This window comes from Streptomyces phaeochromogenes (assembly GCF_001418655.1).
GTDB classification, from domain to species: domain Bacteria; phylum Actinomycetota; class Actinomycetes; order Streptomycetales; family Streptomycetaceae; genus Streptomyces; species Streptomyces phaeochromogenes.
The window spans coordinates 65,707-86,770 of record NZ_LIQZ01000085.1 but is presented as its reverse complement, the minus strand read 5'-3'; the positions used below and the strand labels follow the sequence as shown (position 1 = coordinate 86,770).

Annotated in this window: 17 protein-coding genes; 12 read left to right on the top strand and 5 right to left on the bottom strand. The window is 65.1% G+C overall.

Annotated features, from left to right (window positions below):
- Nucleotides 1-145: 145 nt before the first annotated feature.
- The 8 genes from AOK17_RS12265 (at nt 146) to AOK17_RS12235 (ending at nt 11,946) form a co-directional block, all read left to right on the top strand.
- Nucleotides 146-3,388, top strand: a complete 3,243-nt coding sequence (locus tag AOK17_RS12265) for a non-ribosomal peptide synthetase (protein WP_079052967.1) — start codon at nt 146-148, stop codon at nt 3,386-3,388.
- Nucleotides 3,389-3,656: 268 nt separating this feature from the next.
- Entirely contained in the window at nt 3,657-5,003 is a 1,347-nt protein-coding gene (locus tag AOK17_RS12260; RefSeq protein ID WP_055612431.1) for a lysine N(6)-hydroxylase/L-ornithine N(5)-oxygenase family protein, read from the top strand.
- Nucleotides 5,004-5,080: 77 nt separating this feature from the next.
- Complete coding sequence (locus AOK17_RS12255; protein WP_055612430.1) at nt 5,081-5,851, top strand: thioesterase II family protein; 771 nt, start codon at nt 5,081-5,083, stop codon at nt 5,849-5,851.
- 327 nt (nt 5,852-6,178) lie between these two features.
- Nucleotides 6,179-7,798 carry an AMP-binding protein gene (locus AOK17_RS12250; RefSeq protein WP_055612429.1) on the top strand — a complete coding sequence of 540 codons (1,620 nt, stop codon included), beginning with the start codon at nt 6,179-6,181 and terminating at the stop codon, nt 7,796-7,798.
- 20 nt (nt 7,799-7,818) lie between these two features.
- Nucleotides 7,819-7,980: a hypothetical protein gene (locus AOK17_RS50705; RefSeq protein ID WP_157881316.1), complete on the top strand. Its 162-nt coding sequence runs from the start codon at nt 7,819-7,821 to the stop codon at nt 7,978-7,980.
- Between the two features lie 102 nt (nt 7,981-8,082).
- The gene (locus AOK17_RS12245) at nt 8,083-8,355 is read left to right on the top strand and encodes a phosphopantetheine-binding protein (RefSeq protein ID WP_055612428.1); all 273 of its coding nucleotides are present in this window, start codon (nt 8,083-8,085) and stop codon (nt 8,353-8,355) included.
- A gap of 19 nt (nt 8,356-8,374) precedes the next feature.
- Nucleotides 8,375-10,336, top strand: a complete 1,962-nt coding sequence (locus AOK17_RS12240) for a B12-binding domain-containing radical SAM protein (RefSeq protein WP_055612427.1) — start codon at nt 8,375-8,377, stop codon at nt 10,334-10,336.
- A gap of 356 nt (nt 10,337-10,692) precedes the next feature.
- Complete coding sequence (locus AOK17_RS12235) at nt 10,693-11,946, top strand: aminotransferase class I/II-fold pyridoxal phosphate-dependent enzyme (RefSeq protein ID WP_055612426.1); 1,254 nt, start codon at nt 10,693-10,695, stop codon at nt 11,944-11,946.
- Between the two features lie 58 nt (nt 11,947-12,004).
- Here the strand turns inward: AOK17_RS12235 and AOK17_RS50700 are convergent, their stop codons facing one another.
- A complete protein-coding gene (locus AOK17_RS50700; RefSeq protein WP_157881315.1) occupies nt 12,005-12,169 on the bottom strand; it encodes a hypothetical protein in 165 nt (54 codons plus the stop codon).
- Between the two features lie 44 nt (nt 12,170-12,213).
- On the opposite strand from AOK17_RS50700, the gene AOK17_RS53930 reads away from it, so the two are divergent.
- Nucleotides 12,214-12,456: a hypothetical protein gene (locus AOK17_RS53930; RefSeq protein ID WP_425424606.1), complete on the top strand. Its 243-nt coding sequence runs from the start codon at nt 12,214-12,216 to the stop codon at nt 12,454-12,456.
- Between the two features lie 191 nt (nt 12,457-12,647).
- Here the strand turns inward: AOK17_RS53930 and AOK17_RS12230 are convergent, their stop codons facing one another.
- Nucleotides 12,648-13,841 (bottom strand): IS701 family transposase, encoded by a 1,194-nt coding sequence (locus AOK17_RS12230; RefSeq protein WP_079052964.1) that lies wholly within the window; start codon nt 13,839-13,841, stop codon nt 12,648-12,650.
- Nucleotides 13,842-14,502: 661 nt separating this feature from the next.
- On the opposite strand from AOK17_RS12230, the gene AOK17_RS12225 reads away from it, so the two are divergent.
- Nucleotides 14,503-15,186, top strand: coding sequence for an LmbU family transcriptional regulator (locus AOK17_RS12225; protein ID WP_169801912.1), 684 nt, complete (start codon nt 14,503-14,505; stop codon nt 15,184-15,186).
- Nucleotides 15,187-15,304: 118 nt separating this feature from the next.
- Here AOK17_RS12225 and AOK17_RS12220 read toward each other — a convergent pair whose 3' ends face one another.
- Entirely contained in the window at nt 15,305-15,949 is a 645-nt protein-coding gene (locus AOK17_RS12220) for an FMN-binding negative transcriptional regulator (RefSeq protein WP_055612424.1), read from the bottom strand.
- Nucleotides 15,950-16,774: 825 nt separating this feature from the next.
- Here AOK17_RS12220 and AOK17_RS12215 point away from each other — a divergent pair.
- On the top strand, nt 16,775-17,830 hold the full coding sequence (locus AOK17_RS12215; protein WP_245697108.1) for a serine hydrolase domain-containing protein: 1,056 nt from the start codon (nt 16,775-16,777) through the stop codon (nt 17,828-17,830).
- A gap of 684 nt (nt 17,831-18,514) precedes the next feature.
- On the opposite strand, the gene AOK17_RS12210 is transcribed toward AOK17_RS12215, so the two are convergent.
- Nucleotides 18,515-19,252 (bottom strand): class I SAM-dependent methyltransferase, encoded by a 738-nt coding sequence (locus AOK17_RS12210; RefSeq protein ID WP_055612423.1) that lies wholly within the window; start codon nt 19,250-19,252, stop codon nt 18,515-18,517.
- Nucleotides 19,253-19,571: 319 nt separating this feature from the next.
- Between AOK17_RS12210 and AOK17_RS12205 the strand changes: the two genes are divergently transcribed.
- The gene (locus AOK17_RS12205; RefSeq protein WP_245697107.1) at nt 19,572-20,024 is read left to right on the top strand and encodes a hypothetical protein; all 453 of its coding nucleotides are present in this window, start codon (nt 19,572-19,574) and stop codon (nt 20,022-20,024) included.
- A 181-nt stretch (nt 20,025-20,205) separates the two neighbouring features.
- Here AOK17_RS12205 and AOK17_RS12200 read toward each other — a convergent pair whose 3' ends face one another.
- The gene (locus AOK17_RS12200) at nt 20,206-20,637 is read right to left on the bottom strand and encodes a hypothetical protein (protein WP_245697106.1); all 432 of its coding nucleotides are present in this window, start codon (nt 20,635-20,637) and stop codon (nt 20,206-20,208) included.
- Nucleotides 20,638-21,064: the final 427 nt, after the last annotated feature.

Genomic DNA, 21,064 nt, shown 5'->3' with positions numbered 1-21,064 from the left:
GGACCGTCCCGTCGACGGGACACCGTGAGTTCTGGAGTGGCTTGGCCAGCCCCGGCATCCTGTTGTCTTGACCGGCCGATCCACACCTGTGAAGGTGGAATTGATCTACGAATTCCTTTGGTTCCTGGGCCTGTTCGCTGAGGAGATGATCCGTGTGCGTTCGCTCGGTGCGTCGTCTGCGCAAAGAGGGTTGTGGCTGGCGCAGAGAATGTCTCCCGAAACGCTGAACCATGCCCTGTTCATGTGGGATGTGGACGGTGAGCTGGACGTGGCGGTCATGGAATCCGCATTCCGTCACGTGCTGGGTGAGGCGGAAATACTGCGGGTGAACTTTGTCGACGACGACGGTGAACTGCGGCAGATTCCCCGGGAATTGGGGGACTGGCGGCCGTTCGTCATGGATTTCAGCGACACGGCCGATCCCGAGCAGGCGGCCCGTGAGGCGCTGGCCGACATGGTGGGGAAGCCGTTCGACCTGGAGCGCGATCTGCTGCTCCGACTGGGCGTGGTCAAGCTCGCGGCGACCCGCTCTCTCGTGGTGATCGCCTACCACCACCTGGTGTCGGACGGGTACGGCGCGGGAGGTCTGTTGTCGCGGCGCCTTGCCGAGGTGTACACGGCGTTGGCGCGGGGCTCGCAGGCAGCGGACCTGCCGCACCCGTGGGATGCCGAGTCGTTCGCAGCCGAGGCGGCGGAGTACCGAGCCTCGGAGACGTTCGCCGATGACACGGAGTTCTGGCGCACCTACCTGGCGGACGCTCCGGCGCCCGCCCAGGTTCCGCGTGTCGCTCTGTCGGACGCGAAGAGGTCCGCGCTCTCCGAACCGATGGGCAGCGCCGACCGGTGGTCGCAGTTGGCCGACTCCATCGGCATGGTGAGCCGCACACTGACCGTTCCGCGTGCCGAGGCGGACGCCTGGACCGAGACCGCGAAGTCCATGGGTGTATGGATGTCGTCGCTGCTCGCCGCGGCCGCGGCGGTGTTCTTCCGGCACCGCTGCGATCGTCCGGAGCTCCTCTTCTCGCTGGCCGTGGCCAATCGCGTCGGCGTGGCGAGCAGGTCGCCGGGTCTGGCGGTGAACGTGGTGCCGGTGAGGGTGGGGGTTCCGCTTCACGCGACCTTCACCGAGATTGCCGACGCGATCGTCGACGAGACGTATGAGATCTTCGGTCACACCGCCTGCCACTACTCGGACATCCAGCGTGCCGGCGGAACGGTCATGAGTGGTCGCGGCAGTTTCGGTGTCGCTCTCAACGTCGTCGAGTTCGCGGAACAGCTCCACTTCGCCGACAGCCCGGCGCGCCATCTCGGTGCGACGACCGGGGCCTTCGACGAGCTGGCGATCGGCGTCTACACCGACGGGAGCGTCGACAGTGACCTGTTCATCCGGCTCGATGCCCCGGTGGTCCTGTACTCCCGCGCGGAGTTGCGCTTCATCGGCGAGGAGTTGATCGCGTACATCCGGGCCGTGATGGCCGACGGTTCGCGACCGGTCGGTGCGCTGGACGTGGTCGGCGGCGCCGAGCGGGACCGGGTGCTGACAGCGCCGAACAGCACGGATGTGCCGCTGCCGGGGGTGACGGTTCCGGAACTGTTCGCCCGCCAGGTGGAGCGGTCACCCGATGCCCTCGCGGTGGTGTCCGGGGACTCGGCGGTCTCGTACCGGGAGTTGGACGATCGGTCGAGCCGGCTGGCCGAGGCGCTGCGTCGTCGGCATGTCGGACCCGAGACGGTCGTGGCAGTGGCGATGCCTCGATCGGTGGACCTGGCCGTCGCCCTGCTGGGGGTGGTGAAGGCGGGCGGAGCCTACCTGCCGATCGACCCGACGTTCCCGGTGGAGCGGATCAGATCGGTGCTCGGCGACTCTTCGGTGGGCGTACTGCTCACCGACGCGGCGTCAGCCGGAGTGCTCTCCGCAGATCTGGATGTTCCAGCGATTCTGTTCGACGACATCGGGTCGGACACCGCCGACGATGACAGCGACGGTGCGCGGGAGGCTCCGGTCCCGTTGCACCGGGACAACCTGCTGGCCGTGATGTACGGATCGGGGTCGACCGGTGCGGCCACGGGAGTCGCCGTGACGCACCGGAACATGGAGCGGTTCGTCATTGACCGCCAATGGCACGAAGGCGGCCACAGCACCGTGCTGTGGCATTCGCCGCACACCTCCGATGCGCTCGCTCTCGAATTGTGGGTGCCTTTGTTGAACGGCGGCCGGGTGGTCGTGGCCCCGGGCGAGCCGGACATCGAAGCGCTGGCCGAGTTGCGAGCGGTGAACGAGATCTCCACGACGTGGCTTTCCCCGGGCCTGTTCTCGGCGATCGCGGCAGAATGTCCCAAGTCCGTTGCCGGGCTGCGTGAAGTGTGGACCGGTGGTGACCGCGTGTCCGAGGCCGCGGTGCGACGGATACGGGAGGCCTGCCCCGAACTGACCATCGTGTGCGGTCACGGTCCGACGGAAACGACCGTGTTCGCCGCATCCCACCGCCTGGCCGCGGACGAACCCGTGTACCACGCGGGCGCCGTCGGGCGCCCGATGGACAACACCGCCCTCTACGTGCTCGGGCCGGGGCTTGCGCCGGTCCCCGTGGGTGTGACCGGAGAGCTGTACGTGGCCGGGCAAGGCGTGGCACGCGGTTATCCCGGTCGGCCCGGTCCGACCGCGGAGCGGTTCGTACCCTGCCCGTTCGGCCCGGCCGGCGGGCTCATGCACCGGACCGGGGACCGGGTGCGATGGGGCACCGACGGCTGCCTCGAGTACGTGGGCCGGGACGACGCCCAGGCAGAGATACGTGGCGTACGGGTCGAACCGGCCGAGATCGAGGACGTATTTTCCGAGCACCCTGGGCTGGCACAGTCGGTGGTGGTCGCGAGGAAGGACGACTCAGGGCAACAGCGGCTGGTGGCCTATGTGGTCCCGGTCGGAGGCCGCGACCGCGGGACTGTCCCTCCGGTCGAGGAACTACGCCGGTTCGGCGCGGAGCAGTTGCCGGAGTTCATGGTGCCGTCGGTATTCGTGGTGCAGGAACGCTTGCCGGTGACGGCCGGCGGGAGGCTGGACCGGGCGTCGCTGCCGGAGCCCGCGTTCGACGACAGGCAGTACCGGGCACCGCGCAACCACACCGAGCGGGTTCTGGCAGAGGCGTTCGCCGACGTGCTCGATCTGGACCGGGTGGGCATCGACGAGGACTTCTTCGACCGCGGTGGCAACTCGCTGCGGGCGATCCGGCTGGTCGGCCTGATCAGGGCGGAGCTGAAGCTGGAGGTGTCCATCCGCACGTTGTTCGCGGCACGCACCATCGCCGGTCTGTCGGACAGGTGGAAGGACCTCGCCCAGTCGAGCAGGCCGGCTCTGCGCAGGAGGACGAAGGACGGCGAAGCCCTCTGAGCTTCGGTGAAAGAGGAAAGCAGGCCTTACGTGTGCATTCATGTCCTGTCGGCAGGACATGAATGCGCGACCCACACGGATACACTGCTACATCGGAATGCGTCGGCTGGGGCCGGCGTACTTGAATGGTTCATCTTGCCGGGGCTACGTTGGCGGCGCGACCGATGGAAATGCCAGCCTCCCGGACGCGGGTCATTCCTGCAGCGGAAGATTACCGGTCGAAGACGCGAGTACGGTCCGTGCGGTCATGCCAGCGGGAGAATTATCTATGAGTAATCGTGAACACGAGATCTACGACGTGGTCGGCATTGGGTTCGGACCGTCCAATCTGTCGCTTGCCATCGCCCTGGAAGAGCACGGCGCGAGTGGCCTGAAGAATGAGATCAGCAGCCTTTTCTTCGAGCGTCAGTCCTCTTTCGGCTGGCACCGCAACATGCTGCTGCCGTCGGCGACCATGCAGATATCGTTTCTCAAGGACCTGGCTACCTTCCGCAATCCGACGTCGAGTTTCAGTTTCATCGCGTACCTGCATGAGGCGGGGCGGCTTTCGCAGTTCGTCAACAACCAGGACTTCTTTCCCACGCGCCAGGAGTTCCACCAGTACCTGGAGTGGGCGCAGGCACGGGTGGCCGACCGCATCGTGTACGGCTCCGACGTGACGTCGATCCGGCGGTCGACGGGCGCCGGTCCGGAGCTGTCGGACAGCCTGCTGCTGGAGGTGGCGGATGCCACCGGCCGGGTCGGCCGCGTCGTCGAGGCCCGGAACGTGGTCATCTCGACAGGCCTGGTCCCGAGCATGCCCGAGGGGATCGAGCGCGACGAACGGGTGTGGCACAGCTCCGAGTTCCTGGAGAAGTACCGCCGGACAGATCCCGGGGAACTGCGCCGGGTGGCGGTGGCCGGAGCGGGCCAGAGCGCCGCGGAGATCGCCAGGTTCCTGTACGACGAGCTTCCACACGCCGAGGTGTGTGCGGTCATCCCGTCCTACGGCTACTCCGTCGCGGACGACACCCCCTTCGCCAATCAGATCTTCGACCTGGGAGCCGTCGACGACTACTACTTCGGCACCGAGCAGACGAGGGAGGCGTTCTGGCGGTACCACAGCAACACGAACTATTCGGTCGTCGACGACGAGGTGATCCGGGATCTGTACCGAAGGTCGTACGACGACGACGTCCGGGGGGTCAAGCGCCTCGAGATCCTCAACCTGACCAGGGTCACCGGCGTGAAGCGTGCCGGCGCCGAGACCCTTGTCTCCCTCCAGGAGGGATCCGACGGCGAGGTTCGTGAACTCGACTTCGATCTACTCGTCTGCGCGACCGGCTACAACGCGATGGAGCCCACGGACCTGCTCGGTGATCTCGACCGTCACTGCCTGCGCGACGAGGCCGGCCGGTACCGGGTGGAGCGGGACTACCGCATCGTCACCGCCCCCGAAATGCGGTGTGGCATCTATCTTCAGGGCGGTACCGAGCACACCCACGGCCTGACCTCCTCGCTGCTGTCGAACATCGCGGTACGAAGCGGCGAGATAGTCGACTCTGTCGTCGCCCGGCGCGCAGGGCGGAACGACGGGAGCACAGTCCTCGCCGAGGTCGGAGGCGACATCTGTTGAACGTCCGCAGAGCCCGTGACACCCGGTCTCGCCCATGGCACTGATGATTCCTTCCGTTGTTGAAAGGGCGCCTTTCGATGAGTAATCCGGTCGAAGAGCGGTGGATACGCCGCTACCGCGATGACGACGGATGCGGGACGAAGCTCGTCTGCTTCCCTGCCGCCGGCGCCGGGGCGAGCGCATATCGCACCTGGTCCTCGGGACTGCCTTCGGACATCGGCGTGCTCGCCGTCCGATACCCGGGCCGGGAGGACCGGTTCGGCGATCCGTTCCCGCCCCGGCTGGAAGCCCTTGCGGACGACATCGCCGACGCGCTCGGCGAGCTCACGCGGCATCGGCTGGTGCTGTTCGGCCACAGCATGGGGGCTTCGTTGGCGCACGAGGTGGCGCTGCGCTTCCAGGAACGGGGCTGTCCGCCGACCGCCTTGTGCGTGTCCGGCAGACGGCCGACGCACGCGCTGGCCGGCCGGCAGATGATCTCCGGCACGGACGAGGAGATCATCGCGCATGTCGTCGGCTTCGACGCGAGCCGTGCCGCGGTCTTCGCCGACGCGGACCTCAGGGAGATCGTGCTCCCCGCGGTCCGTGCGGACTACCACCTGGTGGACGACTACTCCGGTGGCCGCCGACCTCTGCTCGACTGCCCGGTGTACGGCTACACCGGTGACGAGGATTCCGAAGTGACCCCGGAGCAGATGAGCCGCTGGGCGGAATTGACACGCGGTGCCTTCCGGCTCCGGGTGCTGCCCGGTGGGCATTTCTACCTCAGAGGTGAGGAGGTCGCGCTGCTGGCAGACTTGAGTGACGTACTGGGCGATATCAAATTCCGTACGAAGACCACCCTATGACGTGGCCCCATGCCATCGGGAAAATTCTTCTGGTGCTGCGGGGAACAGGCGTTTATGTGTCCGCAGAAATATGCGGTCGCATGAACCAGGTAAATCACACTTTGCGTCACCCTCGGCGAGTGCTCGTGGTAGCCTGATTTTCGGCGGCCAAATGCGAGATTTCATCACTGTGTATTTGCAGGGTGTCTCATGGCCGATCTGTCCTTCAGTCGCGGGCTGGGACCAGAAAAACTCGGTGGATTACTTCTCCCTGATTTTTGGAGCCGAATCCAGCAATGCCTAATTGGCGAACTCACCTGCTGAGCTTCCTTGGCCTAGGGATGGCAGATGGCAAGTAAATCGACAGCACTGACTGTGCCCCGCCCGCTCCCCTCGCTATGGGGCGGGTCGGCGGATCCGCCGTGCCTGCTCGAGGCGCTGGCCATGACCGCGGCGACACGGCCGGACGACGTCGCGGTCCGCGGCGAGGACCACGTGCTGACATACCGCGACCTGACCAGGTGGACCAAGAGCATCGCCGCGGTACTGGTGGATCACGGAATCCGACCGGGCGACCGGGTGGCCATCACCGGTTCGCGAAGCGCCGCGATCGTGGCGGCGATGCTCGCCACGGTGTACATCGGTGCGACATATGTTCCGCTGGACGCCGGCTACCCGGTGAAGCGCCTTGAGCACATGAAGACCGACAGCGGTGCCAAGATGCTGCTGTTCGCTGACCAGGAGCCCGCGTTCGCGACTGGTGTGCAGTCCTTGCGCATACCGCCGGCGCCCGGTCGGCCGACTGAGAGCACGCCCGGCGACGAGGTCGTGCCGCGGCACTCATGCCAGGCGGACCTGCCCGTCTATGTCATCTACACCTCCGGATCCACAGGCCTGCCCAAGGGGGTCGTGCTGCCGCACCGCTCCATCGACAACATGGCGGAATGGCAGCGGAGCCATTCGGTGCGACCGGACCTGCGCACTGCCCAGTTCACGCCGCTCAACTTCGATGTGTGGTTCCAGGAAGTCCTCGGCACGCTGTGCGGCGGGGGAACTCTGGTGATCATGCCCGAGCCACTGCGCCGTGACGCGATCGCTCTTCTCGACTGGCTGGCAGACAATCGGATCGAGCGTCTGTTCTTGCCGTACGTGGCGCTGAACATGCTCACCGTCGCCGCTGCCGCCGCCGATTCACTCGACGACCTCGCCCTCCAAGAGGTGAACCTCGGCGGCGAGCAGCTGGTCTGCACCCCGGCCGTAAGAGACTTCTTCAGGCGCCTGCCGGGCTGCCGACTGAACATCCACTACGGCCAGAGCGAGTCCGCCATGGTCACCGCGCACACGCTGCCCGGGCCGCCGGAACACTGGCCGACGTTGCCGCCGATCGGCCGCCCGCTACCGGGCTGCGAGGTGATCGTTGATCCGATCGACCAGAGCGAGCCGGCGGTGGGGGAGCTCCTGGTGACCGGCCTGCCCCTATCGACGGGCTATCTCAACCAGCCCGGCCTCAACGCGGCGCGGTACATCCCACTGGACCTCACCCGCCACGGCCACAACCGGGCCTTCCGTACCGGAGACCTGGTGCGTGTCGAGGACGACGTCATCCACTACGTCAGCCGTGCCGACAACGAAGTGAAGATCCGCGGAGTCCGGGTGAATCCGCTGGAGGTGGACGCATGCCTGCTGGAGCAGCCAGGCGTCGCGGAAGCGGTATGCGTTCCGATCGAGATCGCCGAGGGTTCCCGGCAGTTGCGAGCCGCTGTCACTGTCGACGGAGAGAAGGCCGCCTTTGACGTCGCCCGAGCGATGGCCGCACTGACCGAGCTACTGCCGGGGCCATCGGTGCCCGTCTCCATAACGGTCCTGCCGGAACTGCCCCGGACACCGAGCGGCAAGGCAGACCGTAAGGCGGTCGCCCAGACGCTTGTGGGCATTCACCTGCAAGGCCATGGGCAGTCCGGCCGCTGACGCAGAGGAGCGACTTGGTCATGCGAGGTAAGCGAACCCTCCTGGTCCTCGACCACGACCACCCCGGCCGGCGGCCGGAAGCCGACATCGGCGACCTGGGCCTGGACGGATTCGATCGCCGCTACCTGCTCAGTCACCTCTTGCCCGGCGAGACGAGGTGCTCGCCGATGCACGCGAGCTGACCAGGCGCTGCGGGCCGGCCGCCCGCGGTGCCGTGGCGATGCCATCTCCTCGGGTTTTCGTCGAAGGTGCGGACAAAACGCTAGCGCAGACAGGGGTTTGAAATGGAAGGCGACTTCGAGACGGAGACAGAACGTCGGCTCGCGATGATCTGGGCCGATGTCCTCAAGCTTGACAAGGTCGGGCGCGACCAGGACTTCTTCGGCCTCGGCGGGGACTCGCTGCTGGCCACCAAGGTGGTGCTGGAGGCCCGCCGCGTCTGGAGCATCGATTTCACGGTGCGCGTTCTGATCGATGCTCCGGTCCTCGCCGACCTGGCCGAACGCATAGACCAGTGGGCACAGGATTCGGGGCGGGAGGTCCAGAATGCTCATTAAGAACATCCCGATAAGGACCGTGACCGGGAACAGCAATCAAGAGCGCAAGAAGGTTGTGCTTGTCGAGATTCCCACCTACGAGAACATCCTGCCGCTTGCGTCTGGATACATCCAGGCGTGCGCGCAGGAGGATGTCGAGGTAGGGGCGGCTCATACCTTCGAAATAGTTTCCTACCCGGTGACCGACGACCGGCACAAGCTGCTGGAGGAACTGGCCGGGAAGTATGCGCAGATCTACACGTTCAGCTGTTACATCTGGAACATGAAGCTGGTCAGCTGGCTGCTGAAGGAGCTGCGGGAGCGCCAGCCGGACGCCCATTACCTGCTGGGCGGGCCGCAGGTGATGAATCACGCCGCAACCTACCTGGCGGATGCGCCGGAGAACGTCTATGTGTGCAACGGGGAGGGGGAGAGGACGTCAGTGGAGCTGCTCAGGCAGCTCAGTACGCCAACACCTGATCTGCACCAGGTTCCCGGTCTCAGCTTTTGGTCCGGCGGCGAACTCGTCACCACGGAAGCTGCGCCGCGGATCAGTAATCTCATGGAAATTCCTTCCCCCTTCCTCACGGGCGTCTTCGACGGCCAGGAGTTCAGTATGGGGATCTTGGAGACGAACCGTGGGTGCCCCTTCCGCTGCACCTTCTGCTACTGGGGAGCGGCCACCAATTCGAAGGTGATCAAGTTCGAGGAGGAGCGGATCAGGGCCGAGCTCGACTGGATCGCTGACAACGGGCTCTCCGGGATCTTCATCGCCGACGCGAACTGGGGGCAGTCGCCCCGTGACGTGGCGATGACCGAGCACATCGTGGCGCGCAAAAAGGAAGTCGGCTACCCGCTGGTCGTGTATATGGCTGCCACCAAGAACCGGCCGGAGCGCATGGCGCAGATAACCGAGATTTTCGTGCGCGGTGACCTCATGGTGACTCAGCCCATCTCGCTTCAGACGCTGAATCCTGAGTCGCTCAAACTGGTGGACCGGGCCAACATCCGCGAAGAGACCTTCGTCGAGCTGCAGCGTACGCTCAGGGAAAAGCAGATCAGTTCCTATGTGGAACTGATCTGGCCCCTTCCGGGGGAGACCTTCGAATCGTTCAAGGACGGCTTGACGAAGCTGGCGCGGTCCTACGCAGACACCGTCATCGTCTATCCGCAGCTTCTCCTGCACAACACACCCATGTACAACCAGGTGGAACTCTACGGCCTGACGACGGAGTCCGTGCCGAGCGACGTGTCCGAGGCGGAGGTCGTGGTCGCCACGAACTGGGTGTCGAAGGAGGAATGCCGCGAGGCGTACTGGCTGTACAACGCAATGCACACCACGTACAACATGCGCGGCCTGTTCCTGCTCTCCGGCTATCTCGACGCGGCCGGCATCATTTCCTACGGCGATTTGTTCGCCGGCGTCTCGCGCTACTTCCAACAGCGGGCTGATTCCGAGGTGCTCCAGCTCATCACCGAGTCGTTGGCCAACCTGACCAACTATGACGTGCTCCTCAGCGGAAAAATCGGGCACATGATCCTCAGCACCCATCGTGAGGAATTCGACAAGGTGCTGGCCGACTACGTCACATCCCAGGAGTGGTGGTCGGACCCGATGGCCAGGCAGGCGTTCGAGATGGACCTCATCGCACGGCCCTACATCTACCGCGAAGCGGTGAGTGTGCCGGACTACGAGTTCACGGAGATCACCGTGCACGGCCTGGGCGATGCCGAGACCTTCATCGTGGAGGTCTCCGCGGAGTTGGCTCGGCTGCTGACGGAGCGCGAGATGCTCGACGCCGACGCGCAGGGAGACGCCGAGTCCGGACGGGTCATGGTGCGCGTCAACCATCATGCTCGGCAGAAGATGCCCTACATGCCGCAGCGGAGCCTTGAGCACAATGCCAACTACTGCCACGGCACCGTACTGCGCTTCCGTGAGATCTTGCCCTTCGTCGAGGTCCACTCCCCCCATGCCGTGGAGGCTCCGGCCGCTGATTGACCGTCCCCCGGGCCGACAAGCCTGATGTACGCCTGCGAGCTGAGGCCGGCGGACGTCGACGTGGTGGTCGAGCAACTCGTGCAGCGGGCGGGCGAGTTGCGGGCCGGCAGGATGCACTCCCACGCCCTGGAGGTGCTGGACCAGCATCAAGTCCTGGATCGCTTCCTGGCGGTCGGCGAACTGACGCGAGTGGGCCACTTCTGCCGGCTTCTGCCCGCACGCGCTCGGCGGCGGGAGCTCGGCCGTATTCGATCACGCGGCGGAGGTCCTCTGCGCCATAGCCACTTCGTTCGCCGCCCGTCGGCAGTGACAGGAAAGGATGCCGCCACGTGGAGCTGTCCCGATCCGGAATCAAAATGGCCAGTCTGTCAGGGCTTCGGCTCATCATGGACGACATCGCCGCCACCACTGGCTCCGCCACCGGAAAGGAGTGGCTCAACCTCGGCATAGGAAATCCGGCGGCCATACCCGAGGTCATGGACACCTGGCAGCGGATGACCGCCGAGGCTCTGGCCGCCTCCTTCGGGGATGTCAGCTGCCGGTACGGACCATCTCGCGGGCTGCCAGAACTCGTTGACACGATCGCCGACTACTTCAACAGGCGCTACGGCTGGGGTGTGGGGCCGCGCAACATCGTGGTGGGGCCCGGCAGCCAAATGCTCTGCTTCATCGCCGCGGCGCTTTTCACCGGGCCGGGCGCGACCAGCGACACCAGGCTGGTCCTGCCGATGACCCCGGACTACACCGGCTACCAGGGCCTTTCTCTGACGCCGGACGGAATCACGGGAGTTGAGCCCCTCCTGCGGCTCCAGGGTGAGCGATCCTTCCACTACCTGTTCGATCTGCTCGCCCTTGAGAGGCTGTCGGACGTCGGGCTCATGCTGCTGTCCAGCCCGAGCAACCCAGCCGGCCGGTGCGCGTCGCGTGACGAGATCCAGCGGCTCATCTCGGCTGCCAAAGGCCACGACGTACCGCTCGTCGTCGACAACGCCTACGGTGCCCCGTTCCCAGGCATCGGCGGACTGTCCATGGCGCCGGTGCGGGACGAACGCGTCATCAACGTCTTCTCCGTCTCGAAGGCCGGACTTCCGGGGGAACGCCTGGGCTTCGCCATCGCCGATGAGCAGTACATCGATCCGATCGTCTCGTTCCTGTCCAACTCGGCGCTGCACGCACCCCAGTTGGTCCAGTCGGCGCTGGCCCACGCGCTGCAGTCCGACGTCCTCGACACGCTCGTCGCATCGGTCATCGGCCCCTTCTACGCCGAGCGCAGGAAGTTCGTCGAGTCGCTGCTGGCGGGGGCACTGCCGGAGGACATCGCCTGGCACCTACACGCCGCCGAAGGAGGGATGTTCTGCTGGGTCTGGGTGGACGAGGAGTGGTTCGACGACCTGCGCCTGTACGAGACGCTCAAGGGCAGGGGCGTTTTCGTCGTACCGGGAAGGCACTTCTTCACCGACGCCGAGCACAGCCAGAGCCTCGGACGCCACCCCCAGCAGTGCTTCCGCATCAGCATCACCCCCGACCCGGACACCATCGTCGCCGGCGTCGAGGTGATCGCGGCAGCGCTGAGCGACATGCGCGCCGGAAGCATCCGGAGACTCCGATAGCCGTTGCAGGCAAGGAGAATGCCCATCTCGATGTGCCGTGAGCCCGACTTTCATATGCTCAGGTGATGACGCTCATCGACCAGTACCGCACCTGGACGTCGAGCATGAACTCCGGGAATGGCACATCGCGTCCGCCCGATATCGGTGGCGCCGGCGAGAGCAGGAGCCGTGCGAGCGGCAGCGTCACGACGACGTGCCGACCGAGCAGACCCGGAAGATCCACATGAATCCGGCCGGACCTACGGCTCGCTGCGCGTGCACGCCGTCATGAGACACGAGGGCCTGGCGGTGGGCCGCAAGGGCGTTGGGCGGCTGATGGGCGAGACCTTGACGGGCGGCCTCACCCCCCCCGCCGCAGGAGCTTCGCCTGCGGCGATCCCGGACACGTTCTCCCGCCGGGCGGCCCCATTGCGGCGATCTTCCAATGAGGTTGGTTCGCCCATGTTGTGGGGTGGGCTGTCGCCTGGCCCACATGGCCTTCGGCTACGCGTTCTTCACCGTCCTCGGTGATTCGCGTGGTGGCCGGCGAAGTGACTTCGGCGACTGCTGCCCGACACGCCTGTCGAAGGTGAGGAGCTGTCGCGTCGCCTGGCGGTCGCGCGCGGCGTACAAACGCGCGTACAGCCGCTGATGCGTGCAGTGGGGCCGGTCCGATCCCGGAACCGGCCCCCACGACCGGGAGGAAGTCGCGCGCCGCGTTGCTACGGCACTTGCTGTGCAGTGGTGCGCGACGACACAGAGGTGAGCCCGCGCAGGCACCGGAAGGTGTACGCGGCGGAGACCAGGGCCATGTGGTGGTACCACCCGGGGAACGAGCGTCCCTCGAAATCCAGCAGCCCGAAGTCCTGTTCCATGGAACCGACCACGGCCGCCGTCCCCCCGTGCAGCGCGGCGATCGAGCCGACCTCCGCGACGGTGTGGTGGGCGAGGCTGGTGAGCCATAGTGGGGCCGGGGCGCGGTTGGGGCGCACTTCGGTGAAGAGCCGGTAGAGAGGGCCGGGGGAGCGCCCGAGGGAGCCGGCCTGCAGACGAACGAGTGACGTCTGTACGGGTGTGATGTGCTGCTGTCCGTCCGGCAGGGGAACGACAGCCGTCTCCGGGCTCTGCGTGAGGATCAGGGTCCTTGCGCTCACTGGTGACGGGGCGCCCTCGCCGGCGGGCACTACCGCCAAGTGAGGTGGCACAGCGATGACGAAGTCGCGGCGGCGCTTGGCGAGTCCGTGCAGCAGGTACCCCACGTCGGGTTCGTCGCTCATGTCGACGAGGACGACCGAGGACGTGGAGTTCGTGCGGGCCGACAGGCGGTCGACGAGTCGGAGTGTGTGCGACCAAAGCGGCCGGTGCTGCTCGGAGTCCGGTATTCGTGCCTCCTTGCACCGCTGCGAGTCCTGCGTCCAGGTCGTCGGCAAGTACAGGCACCAGTCGACGGGAACCTGAGCGGTGCCCACGCACAGGAAAGAGCCCAGTCCCAGCTGGCAGTTGAGCGTACGGCCCGAGGACAGGTCGAAGTAGCGGTGGACGCCCACCGAACGGTCACCGCGCTTGGGCAGGACAGCCCGGCCGATGGACCAGACAGGATCGGGCCGATGGTCCGCCACCCAGTGAGTGAGCTCCTCCATGACCTCGTCGAAGTTCCACGGGCTGAGACTGACGAACTGTCGCAGTGATTGCACGGCGGACGGGTCGTCGGAGACCGCGGTGGCGAGTCGGCGCACGGACTTCTTGCCGGACGTGACGAGCAGCCCTTTCAGATAGGCGTGTGCCCAGTTGCGTTGATCGACTCGCCGTAAGCCTTTGAAGATCGTTCTGCAGTAGCGATCCAGCGTTAATTCGAAACCGTTGGTGTAAGTCGCATCTCGCGAGGTCGATGATCTCTCCGACTGGACCGTATTCATGCCGCAATAACTCCCCCGGCGTTACTGAGCGTTGGCGGGAGTCTAGTGCGCGCTCCAGTGTGGCGCCACGTTCTGAGGTTGGCTGATTTGTCTTGGCGTCTCCAATGGCACATCGGCGCCGGGCGTGAAGCCACGCGAGGATGGCTGGATTCCGCCCACACCTTCTCGGATGGGTACTTGCCGCTGTCATGGTCCGCACGGATGGGGTGCTGTCATTGCAAGGCTACGACCTGCAAGGATGCCAGACGCGTATGTCTTGACGAGGTCATTGAGGTTGGCGCTCGGGGCGGGGCGTGATCTGGTGCGGCGTCTGACCTAGATGCCGTGAGCGCTGCGTGCGTACTCCAAATCACGCCATTCAGCGGATTGGGCCGCTAAGATTTCGTTAAACGCCCGAACTCTGCAAAGTAGTGTTCGATTGAGCCAAGATTCTTGAACTTGGCATCGTTGTCGGGATCTACTCGGTGCGCGGCGGTTGGTCATCTCGATCTCAACGCGGGACCGTGCAATGCCCGGTTCTTTGAGGTTGCCCGTAGCTATCTGCGGGTGGTGGTCACCGCTCGGTCCGTATGTGCAAACAACGGGGGTGAACGCTTTCTGTATTCAATAGGGAGCCACCGCGAACCCGCCCGGTTTATACGCGCGTTGCCACGGAGGCGTGATGGCGAATCAGGTCGACGACTACAGAGACTCCAAGGCGCTCATATTCGGCAAGACCGCAGAAGCCGCACCGAAAGCGCGAAGAGCCGGCGGGGCGGAACCGCGGTGCGATCAGGTACTCACCACGAAGGTGGGGCTGCACATACCCGTAGGACTCGCTTTCGAGGACTGGGAACGCGCCGGGCGTCAGCTCTCCGGGCTGCTCAACTCGTCGTCCTGGTGGCTCGGGGACTGGCTCATCTACGGCAAGGACCAATACGCCGACCGCTACGAGCGCGGAATCCGTGCGGCTGGCCTCCAGTACCAGACGCTGCGCAACTACGCCTGGGTTTCCCGGCGGTTCGAACTTCACAGGCGGCGGCCCGCGCTCAGCTTCCAGCACCATGCCGAGCTGGCGTCGCTCCCTGTCGAAGAGCAGGAAGCCTGGCTCGATCGTGCCGAACGGATGAAGTGGAACACCAAGCAACTGCGCAACGCCATCAGGGCGGAGCGCGCGGGCACCTCGCAGCAGTCGAGTGCCGTGGCGGCGACGCGCCGGCTTGCCGTGCCCGACAACCGGCTCCAGTGGTGGCACAAGGCAGCGGCCCATGCCGGCACTGAGCTGGGGGAGTGGGTGACGGCCACGCTCGATGCCGCCGCCAGCCAGTTACTGAACGAGGCCGACCGGCACTTGCCTCTCGAGTGACCTGCCACCGGCCTGTACGACGGTCGCGTTGGAGGCAGGCGGAGGTGTCTGTCCGGCGCGGTGAGGGTTGTGGGGTCCGTACACCGAGGGGTGCGGACCCCGCGTCACGGGAAAGCTGTCATGACAGGCGGTTCATGAGATCCGCTGTCTGCGCGTGGCGGGTGCATCCGCGCCCGGCAAACGACTGCACCACCCGCTCGCGAATCTCGGGGCGCTGTTCCTGGCTGAGCTTGAACATTCCCTCGGCCCTGGTCACTCGGACACGGAAAGCGCCCACACCAGGCACTATCTTGCGGAAATAGCCGATGGATTCGCTCATGTCCCAGCTGTCGCCGAATTCCTTCTCCAACGCCTGCACCGTCGCCTGTACGACGCCCAGCGTCTCCTCCGTCGACTCGATCTTTTCGACGACTCCGTGTACGTGCACCGAGGTGAAATTCCAGGTCGGGGCGGCCGGAGTAATGTCATAGACAGTAGGCGAGACATAGGCGTGCGGACCGGTGAATGTCAGCAGGATGGCTGTCCCGGTGTTCAGCGCCGCCCAGTGCGGATTGGCTCGGTTCATGTGACCGAGCAAGGGCACGTCGGCCAAGTTCCCGGCGGGTAGTCCCTCCCACTGAGGGTCGGTGATGACCGGAAGGTGGGTGGCGAACGGTCCGTCAGTGGGAGTTCCGTTGCTTGCCATCAGCGCCAGAGGGTTCCCGCGCATCAGATCGACCATCCATGAAACGTCCGGTTCCCGGTAGTTGCTGGGGACGAACATACAGCACTCACCTTTCACGGTGTGACGAGAACGGGGACTTTGCGGCGTCGAGGCCATGAGGCGTTGCGAGAATGTGGAGAATAGTCGACGAAACCGTCGGGCTGTCCTGTCGACGAGACACCCGGGCCCTCCATCATGGCCCGCTGATGTCCCCGGGGCAATGAAGGCGGGAACTGCTGCCTGCAGAAAGCTTGATGGATACGGAAAGAAGGCCGATGGCCGCATGGATTGAAATTCATGGCGAGTTTCTGCGTGGTAGCAGGGGTATCTGCAAAAGAGCCTCGGTCGGCCTCGGGGATCTTTCCTGGAAAAACGAGCAGGTGGTCGACTCGTGTCCGCCGCACTGGCATCCTCGGCGATCACAGCTGAGGCGTGAGCCACTGGCTTCCCCTGCCGTTTGCCGTTCGCTGGCGTGATATCGCGGCTCCAGCGTCCTCGTGCTCGAGGTGGAGCGGCTGCTTCTATGGCCGGCGGTCCGCCGACGTGGGCCACGCAGCAGGGCATTGGAAGCAGGGTCCATACATCGGTACGGGTGTTGCGGGCCAATGCCCCTGTCGCAAGTCTTGCTGGAGCAACGATCGCGGGAGTAGACGCGACGGTTCCTGGAGATGCGGCAGGGGCGCAACCACCACCGACGACACCACACGAAGACGGCGTACAGACGACTCCCAGGAGCGCGGAATGACGATACGGAAGAGAACAAGGGCCGGCGTGGCCGGTCTTGCGGCGGGTGCGATGGCGGTCACCGCTTTCACCACCGGTCCCGGCCAGGCGTCGCGGGACACGGTCCCTGCGGCGGTCCACCACCAAGCGACTCAGCGCGCGATGGACGCGGCCGTGAAGGCCGGTGTCCCCGGCATCACCGCCCAAGCCCGTGATGCCAACGGAGTCTGGAAGTCGGCATCGGGTGTGAGCAATCTGAAAACAGGTGAGTCGCGAGGCAAGAACGACCGGTTCCGCGCCGGCAATATCACCAATACATTCGTGGCAACCGTCCTCCTTCAGATGGAGGCGGAGAAGAGACTCAGTCTCGACGACACCGTGGAGCGCCGTCTGCCCGGCTTGGTGACGGGCAACGGCAACGATGGCCGCAAGATCACCGTGCGGCAGCTTCTGAACCACACCAGCGGCCTGTTCGAATATCTGGCCGACAAGGAGTACAGCGAGACGTACATGGAGGGCGACGGCTACCTCCAGCACCGGTACGACACTCTGACGCCCGAGAAGCGTGTGCGAGTGGCGCTCTCCCACGAGCCGTTGTTCGATCCCGGTGCCAGGCACTCGTTCTCCAGTACCAATGACATCCTGGCCGCACTGATCGTCGAGAAGATCGGCGGCAGATCGTACGAGGACGAGGTGCGCGACCGCATCATCGAACCCCTGGGGCTCAAGGCGACGTCCAACCCCGGGAACGGCATTCGCCTGCCCCGGCCGAGCAGCCGCGGCTACTCCAAGCTCTTCACGTCGCAGCCGGATCGGATCGACGACGTGACCGAGATGAACGGGTCGCAGGGCTGGGGGAGCAGCGACATCATCTCCAGCGCGGGGGATCTGAACCGGTTCTACGGCGCCCTGATGCGCGGGAAACTGCTGCCGCCGCGGCAGCTGAAGGCGATGAAGACGACCGTCGACAACCCCGATTTCCCCGGCGCGTCCTACGGGCTCGGCATCGAGCGGTTCGAACTGAGCTGCGGCACGACCCTGTGGTACCACGACGGAGGCATGATCGGCTGGCTGACACTGGCCGCCACCACTGAGGACGGCCGTCACCAATTTGCGTTCGACTACAACGCCAACTGGGGAGCGGAGACCATCCTCCCCATTGTGAACGCCGAGTACTGCGCCCCGGCTCCCCAACGCTCGGCCCGGACCGTCCCTTGATCGGCTCGCCCGGCCGGAGCAGGTGAGCGCTCAGAGGCGTTGTCCGCCGATGGTGTCCTGCCCTCGCCAGGGTGCGGGAGCGCCGCTCGTGACCGACCGGGCCCTACGACACCTACGCCGAGCCCACGCATGCTCGCTGCAACGTTCGTGTCCTGCGCGAGCTGCAGGCCGTCCTTGACCAGCACGAGCGGTCTGGCGGTATCGGCGAATGGTGCTGGGCGGCGCAGGCCGCCGACGCCCTGGGCACAACGAAACGCCTGATAGATGTCTTGCTCGCGACACACCCTGGAGGGCGTCGATCCGGAGCAGACGGCCGCGGCCAAGTACGCCTTGTGGTTTGTCGCCTGACGTGGCCTCAAAGTGTTCGCCGGGCAGAGCCGGCAGCCTGGACAAAGGCCACAACGCGTTGGCTTGTCGGCTGCCGGCCCAACACGGCGATCGCCCGGGTTCACCATCGACGCGCGGGTCCGGTTGATGGCGACGCAGCCGAGCGTGACACCTGGATGATCCAGATTCGGCAGAGGATCACGGGCTGCCTGCGCACTCCGACCCGAGCCGAGCAGGTCCCGCTATCCGTCCCTACCGGGCCATCACCGCCAATAACGGCATCGGCTGCGTCGAATGGCATAGCACCCGCGACCACCACACATGAACCGATCTCAGGAGGGCTCCCGCCTGGAGAAGTCAGCTCACCTTGGGCGCAGAGTCGAGCCGCACCGCAACGGACAGATAGCTCGATGCGAAGGAGAAGTAGCGAAACTTGACGTCGAACGCGTCGACGAACTCCATGAAGGCGCGGTACTCGTGCTGGCGCCATCCGGGGTAGTTGAGGAATTCGTCGAACACGATTATCGAACCCGCCCGCATCCGTGAGGCAAGTCCGAAGAGCGCCGTGCGGGCGCTGGAGTACAGGTCCGAGTCAATGTGCAGGAGAGCAACGGGAGCATCGGTGCCGGCCAGGTACTTCGGCACCGTGTCCTCGAACAGGCCGACGTGCAGCTTTGAATTGGACGGAAGGCGAGTCGGCAGCTTCCCCTGCGCGCTGTACGTGCCCGTCGGGCTGTCGTGGGTCCAGTCCTCGGGCAACCCCTTGAACGAGTCGAACCCGTGCACAGTAAGCTCCTTGAACTCGTCACAGAGTATGGCCAAGGTCTGCCCTTCCATAACACCGAACTCGAGCACGTCGCCGTCCATCGCCACCGAGCAGCAGGCATGGCGAAGGAGGTTCTCCCGGCCTCCGAGATTCTGTGCCGACGCGAAGTTCTCTTCCAGGAAGCGGGCGGCTTCCACTACTGACACGATCTTCGCCATTCGCGCGTAGTCAGTCAGCAGGCTTGTGATGTCCGTGCCGCGAAGGTCTGGTAGCAGGCCACTAAGCTCTGGTAGCACTGGCGACAGACCTTTGGCCACGTCGTTGTCCATGTCACTCCTCGACTCGATTCACTGAATGAGACGGTACAGATGACCGTTCCGCGTGACAATGGCGAGCAAGCAGTGGTTCGTATTCAAGAGGAATCTCCAACTTTCCCGTCCCCCGGCGGGACGGTCCAAATCGCACTCGGTGTCAATAACTTGACGGTGAACGCCCCTCTGTAGCGCTTGATTGCGATATCTGCCGCCCTAAGATTCAGCCACCAGCTCGCTACCGAGATTGAAATGCCTTCTTACGGTTGGGTGAGAATGATGCCGGTCTCGGAGATGATTGTATTCAGTATGCGGGGCGATATTGCATGCGTTTGAGTTGGCCTTTGATGACCAGAGTGAGCTGCTGGTTGAGGCCGTCGACGTGCTGGGACTGATCATCGGCATTGTCGTCGTGGCCGCGTCGGCACACGACAGCACAGCCCTGCCCGACCAGGCGGCCGAGCGGTGCGGGAACCTCTTGGAGAAGGCCCTGGTGGACCAGGAGTTCCAGGACGAGGTCATCATTCGCTGCGCGCTGCAGGACATCACCGTCAGGGTCGTCCGCCGCAACCCGGACGACCAAGGCAAGGGCTTCGTCCCACAGCCCAAGAGATGCGTGGTCGAGCAGGTCAACGGCACGTTGAGGCTGCACCGGCACCTGGCCCGCGAATACGACCGCCGGCCCGACAGCTCTGCCTCACCCGTCTATTGGGACTCCACCGCGAACATGGCCCGCCCCCTCATCACGCCCGCTCCGGCCTGGCGCGCCACTCTCCAGGCGGCCGCGTGAACATCACCGAACTCATCAAAGACCTCCAGACCCGCCACGACGAGGCTTGCTCACCCGACCCGGACGAGGCATCCACCAGAAACTGACTCAACCCCTCCCTCTGACTGGACCTTGGGAACCCGCTTTCTCGCGGTAGGTAGGCGCATGAAGCTCACGGCCTGCCCGGGCGCTGGCCGGACCATCAGGACGCGCAGGCCTTGGTGATCTGTCCGGTCGCGCTCATGACCGGTGAGAGGTCGGGGGTCCTGTCGTCGTTGTCCACGGCCTCCTGCACGTTGTCCAAGGCTTCCTCCATGTCGTCGACGGCTTCGAGTACGTCCTTGTCGTCGTGCTTGTCGCGGAGGTCGTCGAGATTTTCTCTGACCCTCTCGATCGACTGGTCGGCATTCTCCGGATACAGGGCCGCGTCCTTTACGGCTTCTCCGAGAATGCCGACGCTCTCAGCCAGCGCATCAGCTGCCCGTACACAATCCACCGCATCATCCGGGTCACATCCAACAAGACCGAGCATCGCTGGGGCGCTGATCAGAGCGGCGCTGATGACGATGAAGACGCGGCGGCGACGTACGACCATGAGAGGTTCCTCCCTGATGCGGTGGATGAACGCACGCATATCCCTGGGCTCTCGCACTCCTGGGAACGCCAGCCACCGCCCCCATGGTTGCCTGCGTCTTCCCAACTCCGCTACATCAGCCAGAACTTGGCCGGTTCTCACGTGATCATGCCCGGCGCCAAAGCGAAGCCCGGAGTCCTGGTGCTGGAATGCCGGCACGTCCCCCGCCCATCGACCCCTCTGAAGGGCGTGTCCGCGACGTTCCGCTGCGAGAACTGCGAAGGGTCTTGGCCCCACTCTGAGTTCCGGGCGTAGCCGGGGAGCCGGAAGACCGTCATCCAGCCGCGTTCGTCGATGAATGCTCGTATGGCAGAGCCGATGTGGCCGATGGAAGGGCTTGCAGTTCGGCAACGCCGAAGACCTTCTTGCCGTTCTTGTGGCCTCGGTAGGTGATCACTGGCAGCTGTTCGAAACTCTTCGACCGCCA